Source organism: Thiocystis violacea, assembly GCF_016583565.1.
Classification (GTDB): Bacteria; Pseudomonadota; Gammaproteobacteria; order Chromatiales; family Chromatiaceae; genus Thiorhodococcus; species Thiorhodococcus violaceus_A.
On record NZ_NRRF01000009.1, the window covers coordinates 1 to 20,738 of the forward strand.

Annotated in this window: 17 protein-coding genes and 1 pseudogene; 7 read left to right on the forward strand and 11 right to left on the reverse strand. The window is 66.4% G+C overall.

Going from position 1 to position 20,738, the window contains the following annotated elements; genetic code table 11:
• Positions 1 to 718, reverse strand: a pseudogene (locus CKO23_RS05640) (IS4 family transposase); the annotation flags it as partial.
• Between CKO23_RS05640 and CKO23_RS25465 the strand changes: the two are divergent.
• The gene (locus CKO23_RS25465) at positions 703 to 1,164 is read left to right on the forward strand and encodes a transglutaminase-like cysteine peptidase (protein WP_200328940.1); all 462 of its coding nucleotides are present in this window, start codon (positions 703 to 705) and stop codon (positions 1,162 to 1,164) included. The pseudogene CKO23_RS05640 and the gene CKO23_RS25465 overlap by 16 nt on opposite strands.
• Positions 1,165 to 1,437: 273 nt before the next feature.
• Here the strand turns inward: CKO23_RS25465 and CKO23_RS05650 are convergent, their stop codons facing one another.
• The 3 genes from CKO23_RS05650 to CKO23_RS05660 form a co-directional block, all read right to left on the reverse strand.
• Complete coding sequence (locus CKO23_RS05650) at positions 1,438 to 3,411, reverse strand: alpha-amylase family glycosyl hydrolase (RefSeq protein ID WP_200328942.1); 1,974 nt, start codon at positions 3,409 to 3,411, stop codon at positions 1,438 to 1,440.
• A gap of 169 nt (positions 3,412 to 3,580) precedes the next feature.
• The gene (locus tag CKO23_RS05655) at positions 3,581 to 4,480 is read right to left on the reverse strand and encodes a PfkB family carbohydrate kinase (protein WP_200328944.1); all 900 of its coding nucleotides are present in this window, start codon (positions 4,478 to 4,480) and stop codon (positions 3,581 to 3,583) included.
• A gap of 78 nt (positions 4,481 to 4,558) precedes the next feature.
• Complete coding sequence (locus tag CKO23_RS05660; protein WP_200328946.1) at positions 4,559 to 6,721, reverse strand: HAD-IIB family hydrolase; 2,163 nt, start codon at positions 6,719 to 6,721, stop codon at positions 4,559 to 4,561.
• Between the two features lie 398 nt (positions 6,722 to 7,119).
• Here CKO23_RS05660 and CKO23_RS05665 point away from each other — a divergent pair, with 398 nt between their 5' ends.
• From CKO23_RS05665 to CKO23_RS05675, 3 genes are all read left to right on the forward strand, one after another.
• Positions 7,120 to 7,917, forward strand: a complete 798-nt coding sequence (locus tag CKO23_RS05665; protein WP_200328948.1) for a DUF2092 domain-containing protein — start codon at positions 7,120 to 7,122, stop codon at positions 7,915 to 7,917.
• Between the two features lie 11 nt (positions 7,918 to 7,928).
• Positions 7,929 to 8,471 carry a hypothetical protein gene (locus CKO23_RS05670; RefSeq protein WP_200328950.1) on the forward strand — a complete coding sequence of 181 codons (543 nt, stop codon included), beginning with the start codon at positions 7,929 to 7,931 and terminating at the stop codon, positions 8,469 to 8,471.
• A gap of 162 nt (positions 8,472 to 8,633) precedes the next feature.
• Positions 8,634 to 10,883 carry a tetratricopeptide repeat protein gene (locus tag CKO23_RS05675; protein WP_200328952.1) on the forward strand — a complete coding sequence of 750 codons (2,250 nt, stop codon included), beginning with the start codon at positions 8,634 to 8,636 and terminating at the stop codon, positions 10,881 to 10,883.
• 84 nt (positions 10,884 to 10,967) lie between these two features.
• On the opposite strand, the gene rsmD is transcribed toward CKO23_RS05675, so the two are convergent.
• Genes rsmD through CKO23_RS05690 form a run of 3 tightly spaced genes read right to left on the reverse strand, consistent with a single transcriptional unit; the run spans position 10,968 to position 14,305 of the window.
• Entirely contained in the window at positions 10,968 to 11,564 is a 597-nt protein-coding gene (gene rsmD, locus CKO23_RS05680; protein ID WP_200328954.1) for a 16S rRNA (guanine(966)-N(2))-methyltransferase RsmD, read from the reverse strand.
• Positions 11,551 to 12,939 carry a M16 family metallopeptidase gene (locus tag CKO23_RS05685; protein ID WP_200328955.1) on the reverse strand — a complete coding sequence of 463 codons (1,389 nt, stop codon included), beginning with the start codon at positions 12,937 to 12,939 and terminating at the stop codon, positions 11,551 to 11,553. Before CKO23_RS05685 ends, rsmD begins: the two co-directional genes overlap by 14 nt.
• Positions 12,929 to 14,305 carry a M16 family metallopeptidase gene (locus CKO23_RS05690; protein ID WP_200328957.1) on the reverse strand — a complete coding sequence of 459 codons (1,377 nt, stop codon included), beginning with the start codon at positions 14,303 to 14,305 and terminating at the stop codon, positions 12,929 to 12,931. The genes CKO23_RS05685 and CKO23_RS05690 overlap by 11 nt, the downstream gene beginning before the upstream one ends.
• Before the next feature lie 236 nt (positions 14,306 to 14,541).
• On the opposite strand from CKO23_RS05690, the gene ftsY reads away from it, so the two are divergent.
• From ftsY to ftsX, 3 genes are read left to right on the forward strand one after another with little or no spacing between them, the layout of a single operon-like run.
• Positions 14,542 to 15,915 (forward strand): signal recognition particle-docking protein FtsY, encoded by a 1,374-nt coding sequence (gene ftsY, locus CKO23_RS05695; RefSeq protein WP_200328959.1) that lies wholly within the window; start codon positions 14,542 to 14,544, stop codon positions 15,913 to 15,915.
• A 12-nt stretch (positions 15,916 to 15,927) separates the two neighbouring features.
• Entirely contained in the window at positions 15,928 to 16,596 is a 669-nt protein-coding gene (ftsE, locus tag CKO23_RS05700; RefSeq protein ID WP_200328961.1) for a cell division ATP-binding protein FtsE, read from the forward strand.
• Positions 16,597 to 16,599: 3 nt separating this feature from the next.
• Entirely contained in the window at positions 16,600 to 17,565 is a 966-nt protein-coding gene (gene ftsX / locus CKO23_RS05705) for a permease-like cell division protein FtsX (protein ID WP_200328963.1), read from the forward strand.
• A 36-nt stretch (positions 17,566 to 17,601) separates the two neighbouring features.
• Here the strand turns inward: ftsX and CKO23_RS05710 are convergent, their stop codons facing one another.
• The 4 genes from CKO23_RS05710 to CKO23_RS05725 all read right to left on the reverse strand — a co-directional run bounded on the left by CKO23_RS05710 (position 17,602) and on the right by CKO23_RS05725 (position 20,632).
• Positions 17,602 to 18,393 carry an endonuclease/exonuclease/phosphatase family protein gene (locus CKO23_RS05710; RefSeq protein WP_200328965.1) on the reverse strand — a complete coding sequence of 264 codons (792 nt, stop codon included), beginning with the start codon at positions 18,391 to 18,393 and terminating at the stop codon, positions 17,602 to 17,604.
• A gap of 171 nt (positions 18,394 to 18,564) precedes the next feature.
• Positions 18,565 to 19,194: a c-type cytochrome gene (locus CKO23_RS05715; protein WP_200328966.1), complete on the reverse strand. Its 630-nt coding sequence runs from the start codon at positions 19,192 to 19,194 to the stop codon at positions 18,565 to 18,567.
• A gap of 250 nt (positions 19,195 to 19,444) precedes the next feature.
• A complete protein-coding gene (locus CKO23_RS05720) occupies positions 19,445 to 19,897 on the reverse strand; it encodes a copper chaperone PCu(A)C (RefSeq protein WP_200328968.1) in 453 nt (150 codons plus the stop codon).
• Positions 19,898 to 19,972: 75 nt separating this feature from the next.
• Positions 19,973 to 20,632 carry an SCO family protein gene (locus tag CKO23_RS05725; protein WP_200328970.1) on the reverse strand — a complete coding sequence of 220 codons (660 nt, stop codon included), beginning with the start codon at positions 20,630 to 20,632 and terminating at the stop codon, positions 19,973 to 19,975.
• Positions 20,633 to 20,738: the final 106 nt, after the last annotated feature.

Genomic DNA, 20,738 nt, shown 5'->3' on the forward strand with positions numbered 1-20,738 from the left:
GCATCGGCTCAAGCGGTTGGCAGGGGATCTGCTGGTGCTCGCGCACCAGCACCGCCGCGCCGCGTTGGTGCAGTTCCCAGATCCAGGCGGCGACACAGAAGTTGCGATCGGCGATCCACAGATCCCCCGCCTCGATCGCGCCCTCAAGACGCGCGAGCATGGCGCGCTCCTGGGTGTAGGCGTCGACCTCGGGGATCATCCAGGTGATCACCTCCAGCGCCGGCTCGAACACCACCAACGCCTTGCCCGGCAAGGGCGCGGCGCTCTGCCCGCGGGTCCCGGCGAGGCGATGCTCGCGTCCGCCCAGCGCATTGCCATCGAGGATCTTGACGCGATAATCGCGCAGCAACGGCGTGCGGGTGGCCGCGAGCGAGGTGATCACCCGACCCGCCTGCTCGGCGCTATAGCCCACCAGCGCGGCCGAGATCTCCGGCTCCAGTCCATTGAGCTTGTCGTACACCGCTTTGCGCGTGACGGGGATGTCCTCGCGCGCCCCTTGATAGGCCGCATGGATCGACGGTTGCTGGCGGGTGACCACCTGCATCATCAGATCGAACAGCGTCGAGAACAACAGCTGACGGGTGTACTGGCTTTGCGCCGTCTGCTCAAACCAGGCGTTGAGCTGGGCCGGATGGAAGCTGCGCTCCAACACCGCGCGCGCCATGGTGGGGATCGGAAAATGCTCGGCAAAGCGCTCAAGCAGTGGGTTCAGCAACATCATCAACCGCCAGCTGGTTACAAAAGGGCGCGATTGTACCGAAGACGCGCGACTCGCGCTGCTCGGGCGATTCAGCTGCGTCGAGGGCGTGGCGACCGGCAGGAGTCGTTGCGTTCACTTTTTGTGACCTTCACAGCCCTGGAGTCGAAGACTACTGGGAAACGCCAGGCGAATTTTTTGCGAAAGCGGGAGACTGTGAGGACTACGCCATCGTGAAATTCATGAGCCTACGCGCACTCGGGTTCGGAAACGACGACCTGCTGCTGGTAGCGGTCAAAGATCAGAATCTGGATATCGGCCACGCCATTACCTTGGTCTCCTTCGCGGGCCGAGCCCTGGTGCTGGACAATCAGGTCAAGGACGTGATCCCCGCGGAGCGCGTGAGACACTATCAGCCGGTCTTCTCGGCGAACGAGGTGTCTTGGTGGCTGTATCGGCCACGCTAACCCGGGCAGGCTGCCGCGATGGGGCCGAGCCCGTCCGCGTTCGCATTGGCGCCCGCAGGCGTCGGTTCCGCGCCTGCGACGAACTCCGAGGCTGTGAATAAATCGATTTGCCGCCCAGCCTCACGCTGGCTCTTCCAGGTGTCATGCGGTGGTCGCTTCGAGGCTTGGCTTGCGAGCTGCCCACCGGTGCTCACCAGCCCCAATGCCCCAAGCACGCGCGACGTGCTGAGCACGGCGATGCTGGCGATCCTCTGCCCTGAACCGGTTCTCGGATTACAACATCGAACGTGCCCGCTGATTCGCCAGCCAGTAGAAGTGGAACGGCGGGATGATGACCCGGTTGTTGAACACGGCCGGCGAGTCGCCGGTAATGACGTCCTGCAGCAGGCCGTAGCGGAAGACGCCCCGGTTGCTCAGCTGCTCCAGATCCAGGTATTGGGGCGTCGCATCGAAGTTGGCGACCACGAGCACGGAGCTGGTCAGCATCGTCGGATGGGTGCGCAGGAAGGCGAAGAGGTGCGGATTGCTCACGTCCACCAGCTCGCGGTTGTTGAAGTCCGCGAAGGCCGGCGTGCGCTTGCGCGCCTCGATCATGCGCTTGAGCCCATCGAAGAGGCGCTGCTCCACGCTGCCCTGCTCATGGCGGCGCTCGGCGCGGTGCCAGTCGATGCGCGGGCGATGGATCCAGCGCGCGTCGCCGGCCTTGTTGACGTCGTCCAGGAAGGAGCTGTCGTTCAGGGTGCCGATCTCATCGCCGTACCAGATGAGCGGGATGCCGCCGAAGGACATGATCATGCCGTGCAGGGTCAGGATCAGATTCACCGCATGGTCGATCGCTTCCTGATCCTGCGTCTCCAGCGCGCTCTCGAGCCCGGCGAGTGAGGCCAGGGCGCCCGCGATGCGCGCATCGCCCGTCTTGTGGTTGACGCCGAAGGGCCGGCCGCGGGCCGGCGAGCCCTCGAAGGCGCCGGTGAACCACTTGATCAGGAAGTGGCGGTGGGCATAGGGGTCATAGTCGCAGGCGTGGATGTCGGCGTCGTCGAAGCCCAGGCCGATGTCGTCGTGGCAGCGGATGTAGTTCAGCCAGGTGGCGCGGTCGAGCTTGAGCGGCAGGCTCTTGATGCCCTGATTGAGGAGCTTGGCGTTCTTGGTCGCCACCGCGTCCCAGAGCAGCGCCATGAAGGTGGCGTTGTAGGCGATCTCGCACTCCTTGGCGATGACCGCGTCCTCGCCGAAGTACTTGATGATCTCGGATGGCGCGACGATGGCCTCGGCGATGAAGAGCACGCCGGGCGCGACGACCTGACAGCAGTCCTTCATGAGCTGCAGGATGAGGTGCGCCTCGCGCTCGTTCTGCGAGGTGGTCCCGATCTTCTTCCAGAGGAAGGCGACCGCGTCCAATCGCACGATGTCCGCGCCCTGATTGGCCCAGAAGAGGATGATGTCCACCATCTCGATGAAGACCGAGGGGTTGGAGTAATTCAGGTCCCATTGATAGGTGTTGAAGACGGTCATGACCCACCGCTCCATCTGGTCGTTCCAGGTGAAGTTGCCGGGGGCGGTCTCCGGGAAGATCTCCGGGAGGGTCTCCTCGAACATGTCCGGCACGTCGCGGTTGGGAAAGACGTAGTAGAAGTCCTGGTAGGTCTTGTCGCCGGCGCAGGCCTGCTGCGCCCAGGCGTGCTCGTTGGAGGTGTGATTCACCACCACGTCCAGCGTCAGCAGCATGCCGCGCTTGTGCATGGCCTCGGTCAGCTCCGAGATGTCGTCCACCGAGCCCGCGCGCGAATCGATGTTGCGGAAGTCGCTCACCGCGTAGCCGCCGTCGCTGGCACCCTGAGGGCAGCGCAGGATCGGCATGACGTGCACCATGTTGACGCCCAGCTCCTGCAGATAGGACAGGCGTTTGGTCAGACCCTGCAGATTGCCGGCGAAGCCGTCGAGGTAGAGCGCCATGCCGGTCCACTCCTGGCTGAGGAACCAGTTGTGGTTCTCCTCGCGCTCCATGTCGATCTGCCTGAGGCTCTCGGGGCGGTCGATGTAGGCGCGGGCCAAGCGCTCGGTGAGCCGGGTGATCTGCTCCTTGAAGTCCTCCCGATGGCCGTAGAGGTGCTCGAAGAGCGAGTGGATGGCATAGAAATTGGCGCCTAGGCGGGTGTAGAAGTGGCGCAGGTCCTCGCGAACGACCTGGTGACTGAGGTCATCGAGGATGTCGTTCAGTAGGGCATGCGAAACCTGTTCGTACATGGAGACTCCAGTTCACCGGAAGGTCGCGGACGCTGGCGGCGCTCACGCGGGTCGAGGCATGGTCGACGGATGCGGGGGTGACTCGGCGCCATGCGTCAACCGCTGGGCATGCGTCCCGAGCCGTCCGCGCGGCGGATGCCGGCGCCTTGCTTGGCAGGGGCGGTGCAGCCTAGTCGATAAGTCCCCATTGGTCGACGAGGGGGGCATAGAGCTTGGGGTTGGCCTCGGTCGCGCCGCGCTGTCCGACGATGCTGGATGCGAAGGATTGCGCGCGCTCCAGCGTTTTGTCCAGCGACCAACCGTTGACGATGCCGAGAATGGTGACGGCGGCGAAGGCATCGCCCGCGCCGACCGTGTCCACGACCTGGAGCGCTGGCGGTGGGGCGATGTGAACCGGCTCACTGCCCTTCATCAGGCCGAGCGCGCCCTTGCTCCCCAAGGTGACGATGAGGCCGAGCAGATCGTGGTGTTCCAGGAAGTCCCGCGCCAGCTCTGGGATGGGCTTGGCCGTGGCGGCATCGGCGCCCGATAGCAGTGAGAGCTCGTGCGCGTTGAGCTTCACCCAGTCGGCATCCGTGACCAGGGCGACCGTCTTGTCCCGGCTCCACCAGGGCGCGCGCAGGTTGACATCGAGGAACACCAGGTCGGGCTCCGATGCCTTGATCCCGGCGAGGGTGGCCGCCGAGACGGGCTGCCGCAAGGCGAGGGTGCCGTGATAGACGAGGGCGTAGGTGGTGTCGGCCTCGTCGGGGGTCCGGATGAAGTCATAGGCGCTGTCGGCGACGATATCGTAGCTCGGCTCGCCGTCCTCCAGGTGGACCTGCACCTTGCCGGTTGGGTGGTTCGGGTCGGTTTGCAGATGGCTCGTCAACATGCCCCAGTCGGCCATGCCCGCGCGGATGTGCTCCCCGTCCGCGTCATCGCCGACGGCGCTGACGAGCCTGGGGGCCGCACCGAACGCCTGCAGATGCCAGGCGACGTTGAAGGGCGCGCCCCCCAGCACCTTGCGCCCGTCTGGGAAGCAATCGTAGAGGACCTCGCCGAAGATGCAGAGTGAGGGTTTATCCACGATTCGTTGCCTCGCTGTTTCGATGTGGCTGCTCTGGGACTGTCGGTTGGGTGTGTTTCGGGTCGCGGACAGCCCCTTCTATTCCTGGCTGGCGCGGGGCTGCTCGCCGACCGGCGCCACTACAGGGACTTGGCAGGAGCGGAAGAAGTCGTAGTGCTCCACCGCCTCCAGGATACCCTTGGCATGGGCCTGCTGGGCAAAGTAGATGTTGTCGATCTCGGCGAGCTGCGAGAGCTCCTCGTGGTGGCGGTTGGCGACCACGACGGCCAGGGTGTTGCCGCGCATCATGTCCTCGTCCGCGCCCGAGCCTCCGACCACCAGCACATGCTCCAGCGGGATGCCGAAGCGGTGCGCGACATAACGCACCGCCAGTCCCTTGCTCGCGCGCACCGGCACGATGTCGAGGAACTGCCCGAAGGCATGGATGACGTTCACCGATAGGTCGCGCGTGCGCAGCAGGGTGGCGATCTCCTCGACCGAGGGCGCGATCGCGGGGTCGTAATGATAGGAGATCTTGAAGCGGCTCTGCTCGATCTTGGTTTGTGGCACGAGCCCCGGGACGTCCGCCAGCGCGCGGCGCACGGACCTGGGCTTCCAGAGGTGGTCGACGTGCTCGTTCCAATAGTCGTCCGGGACCAGACGGCCGGTGTAGTGGATCTCCGTGCCCAGGCTGGTGATGAGCACGTCCGGGACCGGAATGCCGTGGCGTTTCAGCTCGATCAGGAGTGAGTCCAGGCGCCGCCCGGTGGCGATGCCGAAGTTCGAGCAGCGCCGGCTCCCGCGCATCATGGCGACGAACTGCTCGACGCCCTCCGGGTCTCCGAGCAGGCTCTGGTCCAGATCGGTGAAGAGAGCACGATCGCGATAGACCATGCTGCGACGCATGGGCGGCGTATCCGGGATGGGCTCGCTCTGTTGTGTCAGGGGTGCGATCTGCTCGCGATAGCTCGCCGCATGGGCCTGCCAGGAATAGTGCTTGCGCACGCCCGCCAGTCCGCGCTCGGAGAAGGTCTGCCAGGTCTGTGCGTCGCCCAGAATCTTGAGCAGGGCGTCGGCGATCTGGCGGCGGTCCAGTGGGTCGACCAGCAGGCCGTTGCCGCAGTTGCCGATGATGTCGACCGGGCCGCCGTTCTCGGTCGCAACCAGTGGGATGCCCGTGGCCGCGGCCTCCAGCAGCGTCAGTCCGAAGGGCTCGGTGAGCGCCGGGTTGACGAAGACGCCATGGGAGCGGGCGGTCAGGCGGTAGATCTCGGGCACCTCGTCGGCGCTGTGGTGCTTGGGGATGGCGACCCGGCCGTAGAGATCGTAGGCATCGACGGTGATGAGGATGTCGGTCAGCACCGATCGGGCGCCTTCGTCGAGGTCGCGGATGTCGTCCCGATTGCCGGCGACGATGAGTAGATTCGCCAGCTCCCGCAGGGGAGCGCACTCGCCGTAGGCCTCGACCAGGGCGACGATGTTCTTGCGATCGTCGGCCCGCGAGAGGGCCAGGATCAGCGGTTTGTCCGGCGCGTCGAGGAAGCGCTCGACCTCTTCCGCGAAGGCGATGGCCTCATCCCCGCTCGGCGGATGGAACTGCTTGAGGTCGGTGCCCGGCGGGATGACCCGCATGCGCTCCGGCATGTAATAGTCGTAGAGGCCGTACTGTTCCTCGATCTCGTTGTGGGTACTGGTGATGATCAGATCCGCGCTCGCGAGGACCGCCTCTTCCGCGTCGATCCGGCGCAGCATGTTGTAGCGGGCATCGATCTGATCGCTGTCCAGCCCGGCGGCCAGCAGCCGTTGGCGCTTGTCGCGGCCGAGGGAGTGTCCGGTATGGACCAGGGGCGCGGCGATCAGGTTGGAGAGCCGCACGCCGACATAGCCGGCGTCCGCATAATGGCTGTGGACGATGTCGGGCCAACGCCCCACCTCATGCAGGAGTGCGGCGAGGTTGTCCACGAAGCTGTCGAGATGGTCCCAGAGCTGCTCCTTGGGCAGATATTCCTCGGGGCCGGCGTCGATGCGCAGGATGCGCGCCTTGTCGCTCAGGGCCTCGATGCGTTCGGCGTAGTCCGGGCTCACGGCCGGGTCAATGACGCGCCGTGTGACCAGATCCACCTGAGAGACGTCGTCGCGCTCGCCGAGGGCCCGCGCGAGATCGACGACATATTTGGTTTGACCTCCGGTGTCGGCGTCGCGCCCGAGCTCCAAGTCGTGACCTCGGATGAGGCCGTGAATGCTCAACAACAGGATGTACATCGTCTGGGCCTCTCGTTCCGGCGAGTCCGCGAGCCGCGTGATTGCGCTGATACGTCCGCCCTCTAAGGTATAGGAGTCCGCGGCCGATTCCAAATTGAGGCGCAGCGCCGGATCGGCAATGACGCCCCTTGATCTCCGGGCAGCGGCCGCGAGATCGCTCGACCTCTGTGGCGCCTCTCCGGCAGCGCGTCCTCACGCGCCCTGGCCCTGGCGCTGGCGCGCGTTCGGGATTGGGTCAAGCTCAGGCGACCTGACCCGCTCGCCGCGCGCGCGGCGGTTTACACGGGATGCCAGGCTGGCATAGGCTCGCGCCACTGCGGCTCAGCGCGGGATCGCCGGCTGAGGCGCGCGAGAGCGGATGGCAGACCTTCAATCGACCCGAATCGAGGTTCTTGGACATGACCCTGAGATCACACTGCTTGACGGCACTTGCGCTGGCCGGCCTTGTGCTGGCCGGTCCGGTGCCGGCGCAAGAGGACGCGGCTGTCACGGCCCCGCCGGAGGCGGCCGTGGAGGTGGCGGTGGAGCCCGCGGCGCTCGACGCGCTCCATCGCATGGGCGCCTATCTGCGGGGCCTGGGTTCGTTCACGCTGAAGGCCGAGGACCGCATCGACGAGGTGCTCGAGAATGGACAGAAGATCCAGCTCAACAAGACGATCGACATCAAGGTCCGCAAGCCCGACCACTTGCGCGCCGACATCGTGACCGATCGCAAGGCCCGCGTGATCTATTACGACGGCAAGCAGTTCACCCTCTATGCGCCGGAAGGGCGTTACTACGCGACCGTCGACGCGCCCCCGACCATCCGTGAACTCCTGACGCTGCTCACCGAGAAATACGGGATCGAGTTTCCCCTCCAGGATCTCTTCTACTGGGGTACCGACGCGGCGGCCGACGCTGACATCCAGCAGGCGATGTGGGTTGGAGCGAGCAGGATCGGCAAGCAGCTGACCGACCACTATGCCTTCCGGCAGGCGGACGTGGACTGGCAGATCTGGATCGCGCAGGGGGATGAGCCGCTGCCGCTGCGGTACGTGATTACCACCAAGGACGAGCCGGGCGAGCCTCAGTTCATGGCTGACATGGCGTGGAATGTCAAGGCGACGCCGAACGACGGAGTCTTTACCTTCAGTCCGGCCAAGGAGGATGAACCCATCGAGATCCTCTCTCAGGAACCGAGTCAGGCGACACCCTAGGGGCACCAACCATGAAACTCTTCACGCAGCAAAGCCTCGTGCTCGTCTTGACGGGTCTCTTCATGCTGGGCTCGAGCCTGGCCTTCTTCGAGACCGCAGATGCGCGCGGGATGCGCGGTGGCGGCGGACATGCCCGATCCTCGGTGCATGGCGGCCGCCCGCCCGGCGGTGGTGGTCACGCCAGACCCAGAGGTCCGGGCGGCGCGGGGCATCCTCCGGCGGGGCATCTCCCGGCTGGTGGGGCGCGGCCTCCAGGCGGTGGTGGGCCGCGGCCTCCGGCTGGCGGTCAACGGCCGCCGCCTCCGGGCGGGGGGTATCGTCCGCCTCCGCCGCCGCCGCGCATTGGCGATCCGCGCTGGAACAACCCGGTCGGAACAGCCATGGCGGTTGCTGCCACGGCGGCGGTCATCGGCTCCATCGTCTACTCGCTGCCGCCGTCCTGCAGCAGCGTGGTCGTCGATGGCCTGACCTACCAACGGTGCGGTTCGACCTGGTACAAGCCGCGCTATTACGGCTCCAGCGTTGAGTACATCGTCGTCACTTCGCCCTACTGACGTTCTGGAAAGCGGGTCGTCGAAGCGTCGATGACCCGCTGAACGGTTAGGATCCCCACACCCGCCCCGCCTCGACGAGGTGCCGCCTCGCCGGGCGGAGCCAAGTCTCTTCCCCAACCTCCGCGCGCAGTTCGCGCCGAGGCACGCTGTAAGGAGCCCCACTTGAACCCCGCACTCGTTCGCTCGGCGTTGCTGTTGGTCTGTCTCCAGTTCTGGCTGGGGCTGGGGGCGGTTGCGGCTGGATCAGACGGCGCAACCTTCGTCGGCAGCCAGCGCTGTGCCGAATGCCATGAGGTCGAGCTCGAGCGCTGGCGCGGGTCCTATCACGATCTGGCGATGACCGAGGCAACGGCGGAGACCGTTCTCGGCGATTTCAATGACGCCGAATTCACGGCCCAGGGCGTGACCTCGCGGTTCTTCAGGCGTGACGGTGCCTTCATGGTCCGCACCCAGGGTCCCGACGGCGAGCCGCATGAGTATCCGATTGGCTACACCTTCGGCTGGTGGCCCCTTCAGCAATACCTCGTTCCCTTTCCGGGCGGGCGCCTGCAGAGCCTCGGCATCGCCTGGGACAGCCGGACCGCGGAGGAGGGTGGGCAACGCTGGTTCCATCTCTACCCGGATGCGTCCATCGATCACAACAGCCCGCTGCATTGGACCGGCCGGGATCAGAACTGGAACTACCAGTGCGCCGAGTGCCATTCCACCAATCTGAAAAAGGGCTACGACCTCGCGACCGACAGCTTCCACACCACTTGGTCGGAGATCGACGTCGCCTGCGAGGCCTGTCATGGTCCGGCTTCACGCCACCTCGAGCAGGCGAGGCCGGCGGCACCGGGCGGGGCGCCGCAGTGGGACGCGACCAAGGGCCTGGTCGTGGATCTGGCCGACCGCGACGGCGGCCACTGGCTGATCGACCCGGAGAGCCAGCTGCCGCGCCGCTCGGTCCCGCGCAAGCAGCACACCCAGATCCAGGTCTGCGCCCGCTGCCATTCGCGGCGCGGGCAGATCAGCGATCACTATGTCTACGGTCAGCCATTGGGGGACAGCCACCGGCTGGCGCTGCTCGATGAAGGGCTCTACTTCGCCGATGGTCAGATCCGGGACGAGGTCTATGTCTACGGGTCCTTCCTGCAGAGCCGCATGTTCGCCCACGGCGTCACCTGCACCGACTGCCACGACCCGCACAGTCTCAAGCTCAAGGCATCGCGCGACCAGGTCTGCGCGCAATGCCACCTGCCGTCCAGATACGCGACCCAGGCTCACCACCACCATGAGAGCGACTCGGCGGGCGCCTCCTGCACCGCCTGCCACATGCCGCAGCGGCACTACATGGTGATCGACGAGCGCGCCGATCACAGTCTGCGTATCCCCAGGCCGGACCTGAGCATCGCAACCGACAGTCCCAATGCCTGCAACGACTGTCATGCCGACAAGTCGAGCGAATGGGCGCTGGAAGCCTTCCAGTCCTGGTACGGGGAGGCGGCGACGCAGCGTCCGCGGTTCGGCGAGGCCCTGCATGCGGGGCGCACAGGTCAGCGCCAGGCGCCTCACAAGCTCATCGCCCTGGCCGCCGACGAGGCCCAACCTGGCATTGCGCGCGCAACCGCGCTCGATCTTCTTCACCGTTACCCGGATCCGACGCACATGCTGACCCTGCGTCGGCTGCTGCAGGACCGCGATTCCCTCGTCCGAGCGGCCGCCGTGCGCTATCTGGATACCACGGATGCCAAGACGCTGATGGAGCTGGGTTTCCCCTTGCTCGCCGACCCCATCCTCGCCGTGCGCACCGAGGCGGCGCGCACCCTGGCCCCGCTCGCCGCCATGCCCCTGCCGGACGGCGACCAGGCGCGTCTTCAGCGCGCCTTGACGGCCTACCGCGAGTCCCAGTTGGTGAACGCCGAGCGCCCCGAGTCGCACCTCAACATCGGCCTGGTCGAGACGGCCGCCCATCGCCCCGAGGCGGCCGAGCGGGCCTACCGCACCGCGCTTCGGCTCGACCCCAGGTTCGCGCCCGCCTATGTGAACCTGGCGGACCTCTACCGTGCGCTCGGACGCGACGCGGACGGCGAGACCGTCCTCAAGCAGGGCCTGGAAGCGGTCCCGGAGAATGCGAGCCTGCACTATGCACTCGGCCTGCTACAGATCCGCGCCAAGGCGCTACCGAAGGCGGTGATCTCCTTCGCCCGCGCCGCCGAGCTGGACCCGGCCAATGCCCGCTACCCCTATGTGCAGGCGCTGGCGGTTCAGGGCAGTGGAGATCTGGCCAAGGCCCTAGCCATCCTCGAGCAGGCCCTGGAGCGCCATCCGGACGACCGCGACATCCTGGTCGCCCTCGTCACCTTCAATCAGCAGGGCGGTCACCAAGACGCGGCGCTGGACTACGCCGCCCGTCTCAAGGCGCTGGAGTAGCCTGGTCTGGTCTCGATCATCGAGTCGGCCAGTCATCACTGATGCTCGCACCCGAGCCCGGGTGGCAGGCGGCTATGTGCTCCGTCAATCGCCTGAGTGCTCGTCGTTCGTCCCCGGGCCGAGCACCAGGGCAAGCCCGAAACGGACTTGACCGGCGGTCTTGTCGCGGATCAGCTCCCAGTCGGGGGGCAAGGGCGGAAACCCCGTCTGAATCGGCGCCTCCAGATAGACGCGGGTCTCTGCCCCGAGCCAGCCATTGGCCGTCAGGCGCTCAATGGCGGGTGCGAGCAGTCCCTCGGCGAAGGGCGGGTCCAGAAAGATCAGGTCGAAGGGCGCCGGCGCGACGCGCGTCAACCACTCCAGGGCGTCGGTCTGGTGGATGGCGATCTCGGCGGCGCCGAGGCTCTGGGCATTCGCCCGCAGCTGACGGACCACGGGTGTGGCACGCTCCAGCATCACGACCTCGGACGCGCCACGCGAAGCCGCCTCGAACCCCAGCGCCCCACTGCCGGCGAAGGCATCCAGACAGCGTGCCCCCGCGATGACGGGCGTGAGCCAGTTGAACAGGGTTTCGCGCACGCGGTCGGCCGTCGGCCTCAGCCCGGGTTGATCCGGGAAGGGCAGGCGCCGGCCGCGGAAACGCCCGCCGACGACCCTGAGCTGGTTCCTAGTCTGCGCCACGGGTCTCGACGACGGGCTCTTGGCTGCGGCCGACGGTCACGATGGCTAAGCGCTCGGGATCGACGCGGCGCGCAAAGGCGTCGCGAATCTGCTCGGCCGTCACCGCGGCGATGCGGTCGGTGAAGCGGTCCAGGTAGTCGAGCGGCAGCTTGTAGAAGCCGATGACCGCCAGGTACTGGATGATGTTGCCGTTGCTGGCGATCTTGAGCGGGAAGCCGCCCGTGATGTTCTTCTGGGCGGCGGTCAGCTCCGCCTGCGTCGGCCCCCGCTCAAGGAAGCGCTCGAGCGTTTCGAGCATCACCTGGCGCGCCTGCTCGGCCTGATCGTTGCGCGTCTTCAGCCCCATGAGGAAGGGGCCTGGCTGCGCCAGCGGCAGGAAGTAGCTGTAGGTGCTGTAGGACAGGCCGCGCTTCTCGCGGATCTCGTCCATGAGGATGGACACCAGCCCGCTACCGCCCAGGATGTGATTGCCGATATAGAGCGGGAAATAGTCCGGATCCCCGCGCTTCATGCCCGGCTGGCCGGCCAGGACCGTGGTCTGACTGGAAGGGAAGTCGATGGCCTGGAGCGACCCGGCGGCGAGCGGCGAGACCTTGGGCAGCGGTGCCGCCGCCTCGCCCTTCGGCAGCCCGGCCGTGATGCGTTCCGCCAGCGCCTGCGCGCCGGCCCGGTCGAGATCCCCGACAATGGCCACCAAGGCGTTGGCCGCGACATAGTAGCGGGCGTGAAAGGCGACCAGCGCGTCGCGCGCGATCGCCGCGATGGAGGCGGACGTCCCCGAGGGATCACCCGCGTAGGGGTGGTTTTGGAAGACCGCCCGATAGAGCGCCTTTTGGGCGACATCACCGGGCGATTCCTCGTCCTGACGCAGCGCGATGAGACGGTTCTGCCGGACCCGCTCCAGCGCCTTGGGCTCGAAGCTCGGCTTGGCCAAGACCGCCGTCAGGGTGTCGATGGCCGTCTCCAGGGCCGGTTGGCGGGTGAGGGAGCGCAGCGACACCGAGGTCATGTCCCGGTCGACGCCCGCGCTCAGCGAGGCGCCGACATTGTCGAGCCGGTCGGCCAGGGCGTCGGCGTCCCAGTCGCCGGCGCCTTCGTCGAGCATGGCGGCCGTCATGGAGGCGAGCCCCGCCTGCTCGCCGTCCCGCGCACTCCCGGCGTCGAAGACCACCTTGACGTCGATCATGGGGATCTCGGGCGCGGCGACGAAGAGCACGCGCGCGCCATTGCTCGTCTCCCAGGTCTGGATCGCCGGCGTCGCCTGGGCAACGGGTGCGCCGACCAGCAGCAGCGCCAGCCAGGGCGCGACTGCGCGAGGGATTCCGCCGCGCGCGGCCGCGGACTTGAGACCGGCGAAGATCAAATCAGCGAACATGGGTCTGTCCTCCTATCCCCAGGCTGGGGCGCACGGGCTGCTTGCCGTCGAGCGGCTGCGGATCGAGCACGGCGACCGTGAGCCGGTCCGGCGTCAGGTACTTCTTGGCGACGGTCTGAACCTGCTCGGGCGTGACGGCGGCGAGGGCATCGACATAGGTCTCCGAGAGCCGCCAGTCCAGGCCGATGCTCTCCAGTTGACCCAGCATCATCGCCTGATAGAAGAGCGAATCCTGCTCGTAGACCTTGGCGGCGACCACCTGATTGCGCACCCGCTCCAGCTCGGCGGCACTGACCGGCTCGCTGCGCACGCGCTCGATCTGCGCGCGCAAGGCCGCCTCCAGGTCCGCGACGCCGTGGCCCTTGGCCGGTACGCCATCGAAGAGGAAGAGGCCGGGCAGACGCTGGAAGACGCTGTAGCTCGCACCGGCGGAGGCGGCGATCTGATCGCCGCGCACCAGTTCGCGGGCGAAGCGTGAGCTGTCGCCCCCATCCAGCACGGAGGAGAGGATCTCCAGGGCATAGGGCTCCCAGTCCTCGGCGGCATCGGCGACGGCCGGCGTCTTGTAGCCCATCAGGAGATAGGACTCCTTCGCCGGGGCCTTCACCTCCAGCCGCTTCTCGCCGTGCTGTGCGGGCTCGCTCCGCGTCTTGGGCGGGCGGATCTCCTCGGCCGCGAGCGGTCCGAAATAGGTCTCGGCAAGGCTGAAGACCTGCTCGGGATCCACATCTCCGGCAACCACCAGCGTGGCATTGTTCGGCGCATACCAGAGCCGATACCAATCGCTCAGGTCCGCGAGTTGCAGCTGCTCCAGATCGCCCGGCCAGCCGATGACCGGATTGCCGTAGGGCGAGGCGTCGAAGGCGACGGCGTTGAAGCGTTCGTAAGTGAGGGATTGCGGGTCATCGTCCGTGCGCATGCGCCGCTCTTCCTTCACGACCTCCAGCTCCTTGGTGAATTCCTTGTCGGCCAGCGCCAGATGGCGCATGCGGTCGGATTCGAGCTTGAAGGAGATCTCCAGCCGATCCTTGGCCAGGTTCTGGTAGTAGGCGGTGAAATCGCGCCCGGTAAAGGCATTCTCCTCGCCACCGTTCTCCGCGACGATGCGGGAGAACTCGCCTGGCGGGTGGCTCTCCGTGCCCTGGAACATCATGTGCTCAAGGACGTGCGAGACCCCCGTGATGCCGCCGTATTCGTAGCTCGAACCGATGCGGTACCACAGCTGCGAGGTCAGGATGGGGGCACGATGGTCTGGCTTGACCAGGACCTTGAGGCCGTTGTCGAGCCTTCGCTCGTAGACCTTGGGCTCGGCCGCCGCAACCAGCGGCAGCAGGCAGATGAGGAAGGCGATGAATCGTCGCTGCATGAAGACTCCATATCGATGACGCGGATCGGACTGGAAACCTATGGGCAAGCCGAACCGGTCGGTAGTTCCCCGGACGCCGCTCGATCTGTCCGCGGATCGAGCACGGGTTGTCGAAGGCGCATGTCCGCGCGCCCGGCGCGGTCAGGCGAGCGAAAGGGCGATCTGGTAGCATGGCGCCATCGTCTGGCTGGCCGATCCAGGCCCGCCCTCACCCTCAAGACCGATCACACAGCGCTATGTTTGGTTTCGGAAAAAAGAACAAGACACCGGGGGATCCGGAGCAGGACGCGCAGGCGTTGGAGGCGGTGGAGCCCGCCCCGCCAGCGAGCGAGCCCGCAGCCGCGCCGGAGCTGCCCTTGTCCGCCGATCGGCCGAAGAAGCCCTGGTTCGGCAAACTCTTTGGGTCCGGCAAGTCCAAGGACTCCGATGCGGAGCCGTTGGACGCGGAGGCCGTGACACCAGCGATCGCGGACGAGCCCCTGACAGTGAGGCAGCCGCCGGCGCCGGTCAAGCCGAGTCCTGCCGTCGAGCCGCGAGAGCCTGTCGTCTCCGCCAAGCCGCCCGCCGCCAAAGCGACCAGACCAGAAACGCCAGCTCCCGCCGCACGGCCGCAAGCTCCGCCACCCAGCCCGGCCCCGGCAGTGACGGCGTCGGCCGCCGTCGACGCGGGCGGCGAGCCGGAGTCCGAGCACAAGCGCGGCGTCCTCAAGCGGCTGCGCACCCGCCTGTCACGCACGCGCAGCAACTTGGGTGATGGGCTCGGCAACCTCTTCCTGGGTCGCAAGCGCATCGACGACGAGCTCATGGAAGAGCTCGAAACCCTGCTCATCACCGCGGACGTTGGCATGGATGCGACCACGCGCATCATCCGCGACCTAGCCGAGCGCGTGAAGCGCAAGTCGCTCGCGGATCCGCAGGCCCTGCTCGGGGCGCTCAAGGGGCAGCTGCGCGACATCCTGATCGCCGCGGACGGCCCGGTGCGCCAGCCCGCCCCCGGTAAGCCGCAGGTCGTCCTCATGGTCGGCATCAATGGCGCGGGCAAGACGACGACCATCGGCAAGCTCGCCAAACGGCTCAAGGAGGAGGGCAACAGCGTCATGCTCGCGGCGGGCGATACCTTTCGCGCCGCCGCCGTCGAGCAGCTCGAGACCTGGGGTGAGCGCAACGCCATTCCGGTGATCGCGCAGCACACGGGGGCGGACTCCGCCTCCGTGGTCTTCGACGCCTTGCAGGCGGCCACCGCGCGGGGCGCGGACGTGCTCATCGCCGACACCGCCGGGCGCCTGCACACCAAGACGAATCTGATGGACGAGCTAGCCAAGGTCGCGCGGGTGCTCAAGAAGATCGACCCCGAGGCGCCGCACGAGGTCATGCTGGTCGTGGATGCCACCACGGGCCAGAACGCGCTCAATCAGGCCGAGCACTTCCACCGTGCCGTGGGCCTCACCGGCATCACGCTCACCAAGCTGGACGGCACGGCCAAGGGCGGCATCGTCTTCGCGATCGCGGAGCGGCTCAAGGTCCCCATCCGCTTCATCGGCGTGGGAGAGTCCATCGAGGATCTGCGTCCATTCGATCCGGACGAGTTCATCGATGCCTTGCTCGGCTGAGGGAGTCCGCTGTTGATTCGATTCGAGCACGTTTTCAAGCGCTATCCCGAGCGCGGCGAGGCCCTGGCCAACGTCAATCTGGAGATCCAGGCCGGGGAGATGGTCTTCCTGACCGGCCACTCGGGCGCCGGCAAGAGCACCATGCTGCGCCTGATCGGTCTGCTGGAGCGGCCCAGTCGCGGCCAGATCGTCGTCAACGGCCGCAACCTGGCGACCCTGCCGCGCCGTCACATCCCCTTCTACAGGCGGGAGGTCGGCATGATCTTTCAGGATCACCGCCTCCTGCCGGACCGCAGCATCTTCGACAACGTTGCCCTGCCACTGGTGGTCGCCGGCGTGGGCCAGAAGGAGATCGGCCGCCGCGTGCGTGCCGCGTTGGATCAAGTCGGCCTGCTCAAGCGCGAGCGCGCCACGCCCGTGGCACTCTCCGGCGGCGAACAGCAGCGGGTGGGCATCGCCCGCGCCGTCGTGGGCAGACCGCCCGTGCTGGTCGCCGACGAGCCGACGGGCAACCTGGATCCTGACCTCTCCCGCGAGATCTTCGAGCTGTTCGAACGCTTTCACTACGTCGGTGTCACGCTGCTGATCGCCACCCATGATCTGAACCTGGTGCGCAGCATGCGTCACCGGACATTGACGCTGGGCGACGGACGCCTCGTCAATGACACGGGGGATTGGTAGGTCATGGCGAAGCAACGCATACGCCGCAAGCGTGGACCACGGCTGCTCGACCTCCCCGGCATCTGGTTGAGTCAGCACCTGCAGACGTCGATCGAGACACTGCGCCGACTCAAGGCGGCACCGCTGCCCTCGGCCATGACCGTCGCCGTGATCGGCATCTCGCTCGCCTTGCCGGCGGCGCTCTACGTGATGACCGAGAACCTTCGCGCCATGGCCGGCGGCTGGGATCAGACCGCGGCCATTTCACTCTTCCTGAAGTTCGAGACCGATGACGCCCATGCCAACCAGCTGTCTCGCGACCTCACCACCTGGTCGGAGATCGCGCGCGTTCACCTCATCACGCGCGAGCAGGCGCTGGAGGAGTTTCGCGCCCTCGGCGGATTCGAAGAGGCGCTGGAGAAGATCACCAAGAATCCCCTGCCGGCCGTTCTCGCCATCTATCCGACGTCGAGCTACTCGGCACCTGGCCGGCTCGAGGCGCTGCAGAACAAGCTGCTGAAGCTCCCGGAGGCGGACTTCGCGCGGATGGATACCCTCTGGCTGCAGCGGTTCCAGGCCATTCTCGACCTGGTGCAGAATGCCTCGCTACTGCTCGGAGGGCTGTTGGGCGTCGGCGTGCTCCTGATCGTCGGCAACACCATTCGCCTTGAGATCCTGAACCGCCGTATCGAGATCGAGATCATGGAGCTGGTCGGCGCCACCGCCGCCTTCATTCGCCGCCCCTTCCTCTACACGGGAGCCTGGTATGGCCTGCTCGGCGGGACCACCGCCTGGCTGCTGGTCACCGTGGCCGTTCTGCTCCTGCAGCAGTCCGTCTCGAAGCTCGCCAGCCTCTATCGCAGCGAGTTCGAGCTCGCTGGGTTGGGTCTGACCGCGACCGGGGCCATGCTCGGAGGGAGCATCCTGCTGGGACTCATCGGCAGCTGGCTGGCGGTCAACCGCCATCTGCGCGGCGCGGAGCCGGAATGATGGGCCACGCCCGGGCGAAGGGCCCGGGCCGCTGATTCAGGGGAGCATGGAGGCGATTCGCGGCGGCTCTGGCTCCACGAAGCTCAGCCCCTCCGGCAGTTCGATCGTCATGCTGATCGGCAGATGGTCGGAGAGGGCATAGTCGATGACCCGCGCGGCAATGGTCTTCAGCGGACCGGACACCAGGATGTGGTCCAGGTTGTGGCGCGGGCGCCAGCTGGGAAAGGTCTTGAGCTCGCAATCCAGGCCGCGCATCTCGGCCTTGCGTACCATGCTGCGCAGCCCCTTGGAATCACAGCCGCAATTGAAGTCCCCCATCAAGACGCAATAGGGGTAGCTCTTCGCGAGCCTCATCAGGTAGTCCAGCTGACGGCGCCGCGCGCGCCACCCGAGCGCCAGATGCACGATGGCGACGGCGAGCACCTCATCGTTCGAGAGTGCGAGTTCCGCGAGAACGGCGCCGCGGCCGGGCAGGCCCGGCAGCTTATGCTCGGTGATCTGACGCGGGCGCAGCCGGCACAGCAGGCCATTGCTGTGCTGGGCGAAGGGGCCGAGATTGCGGTTGACCTGACAATACCAGTGGGGGAAGGCGCCATGACGGGCCAGATACTGGATCTGGTCGATATAGGAGCTGCGCATGCTGCCGGCATCGACTTCCTGGAGTCCGACGAGGTCGAAGCGACTCAGCAGTTGAGCGATGCGCGTCAGGTTGACCAAACGCTCGGGGTGAGGCAGGACATGCTTCCAGCTGTTGGTGAGATAGTCGCTGTACTGGCGGGAGTAGATACCCGCCTGCACGTTGTAGCTCAGCAGGTTGAGTTGCCGCATGGCGCGAAACGGGGGGCACGCTTGGGGACGGTGACGACGATATCCGGTGGACCCTAGCACAGGCCAGGCCAAGCACCAAGCCTCTGCGTACGCCCGCGGACCAGGGCCGGCCACCAAGAACGAAAAAGGCAGCCAATGGCTGCCTTTTTCTCGATCGAGGGCGCAGGTCGATTACTTCGACAGACCCTGCACGTACTGGGACACCGCGGCGATCTCCTGATCAGTCATGCGCGATGTCACGCCACGCATCATCGCGTTGGGATCATTGGCGCGTTCCCCCTTGCGGAAATACTCCAGGGTCTGCTTCACGTAGTCGGCATGCTGGCCGGCGATGCGGGGGAACTTCGCAAGCCCGGTCCCCATTCCCGCCGGACCATGACAGCCATTGCAAGCCGGAACGCCGCTGGTCGAATTGCCGGCGCGATAGAGCTGCTCGCCGAGCTTGGCCAGCTCGGGATCAGCCACGCCGCCGCTCTGGGTCTGCGTTGAGAAGTAGGCGGCCAGGTCGATGACTTCCTGATCGGTCAGCGGCATCGCCATGGGGGTCATCTGGACGTTGGCGCGGTCGCCACTCTTGAAGTTCATCAGCTGCTTCTTGATGTACTCCGGGTGCTGACCGGCCAGCTTGGGCCAGAGCGGAACGACGCTGTTGCCCTGAGGCCCGTGGCACGCCATGCAGATGGTATTGGCCTTCTGCGCGCCCGCCTCCGGATCCGCCGGCTTGAGTTCGTCGGCAGCCTGAACCGCACCGCCGGCCAATACCGCCACCACTGAAACCGTTCTCAGCCAAGTCTTCATCATCGCAATTGCCTAATCTGTTCGTGTTCACGGCCGTGTCGCGTCCATGGACGGACAGCCCTTGGGTTTATGAGGGTGAAGAAAATCCGGCGATATATATCAGATAGTTGGCATATAGGTCAAACCTGGCGCCGTCCTCCAAGCCAAGCGGACCATCCGAATTCTCGCTCAGATAGACAGGCCAGGGGGCGAAAAAATCCCGGCGTCAGCGGCATGGCCCTGGCGCAAACCGCCCGCCGGAAACATCCTCGGATCAGTGGGGCTTCACCTGGCTCATGTCGATCATGCGGACAGGGGCCGTGACGGACACCTCGTCACCATTGTCGAAGGAGAGCGTTAGAGCGACCTGATCGCCCGGGGTCAGCTGCGTCTTGAGGCCGATCAGCATGATGTGCAGTCCGCCGGGCTGCAGGTTGACCGTCTCGCCCGCCGGAAGCGCGATCCTCTCGACACGCCGCATACGCATCATGTCGCCTTCCTTCACATGGGTGTGCAGTTCCACCACGTCAGCCGCGTCGCTCTCGGCACCGACCAGCGCGCGCGCCTCCTGGGTGGTATTGGTCAGCGACATGAAGGCGGCGCTATTGGGTTGGCCGGGCGGCACCGCCCTCGCGTAGGGCTCCGACACACGGATGTCGGCGGCGTTCGCCGCCAGGGCGCCGAGCGTGAGCAGGGCGGCAGTCAGCAGGGTTGCGGGTCGAGTCATGGAATCATCCTTTACTTGATTGGCTGATGAGAGGGTGTGGTTCGGGTGCGGTGCTGACATCCTGTCGGCCGGTCTTCAGCCGGAGGTGTCCTGGCCCGCGGGCGCGAGCAGTGCCTGGATGGCCGCGCGGATCGCATCGGGCGGGGTCGCATGGTCGAGCGACTGCACCAGCTTGCCGGAGCGGTCGACGACATAGGTGTAGGCGGAGTGATCGACGAGGTAACCCATGGCGGTATCCCCGAGTGGCGTCCGGCGATAGGCGGCGCCATAGCGACCCGCGACCTCGGCGACCTGCGCCGGCGTGCCGGTGATCCCGAGGATCTTGGGGTGGAAGTAGGCCGCGTAGTTCGCGAGTCGCGCGAGATCGTCGCGCTCTGGATCCACGCTGACGAAGAGGACCCGCACCTGCGCCAGCTCATCCGCGGGCAGTGCCTTGAGGGCGCTGGCGATGAAGGCGAGGTTCGTCGGACAGATGTCCGGGCAGGCGGTGTAGCCGAAGTAGATGAGCACGACCTTGCCGCGCAGGTCTGCGAGGCGCACCGGGCCGCTCGCCGACTGCAACTCGAAGTCGCCGCCCGTTGGCCTGGACGCCAGCTCGAGCGACTGATGCCCTGGGGTGGCCGGAGTCATTTGGCCGCCCGGCGTCATTCGGTCGCCCGGCGTCCAGTAGAAGAGCATCCAGAGAATGATGCCGATGAGCACCAGAATGGCGACGATCAGTGCGTTGCGCGTCATGGCGGGAGCGAGTCGGTCGGAGAATCCGAACACCATAGGCGAGGGCCGCGGTCAACGGATTGATATCGGTCAAGCCGATGGGGCGGCGTCCCTGCCATCCGGACAA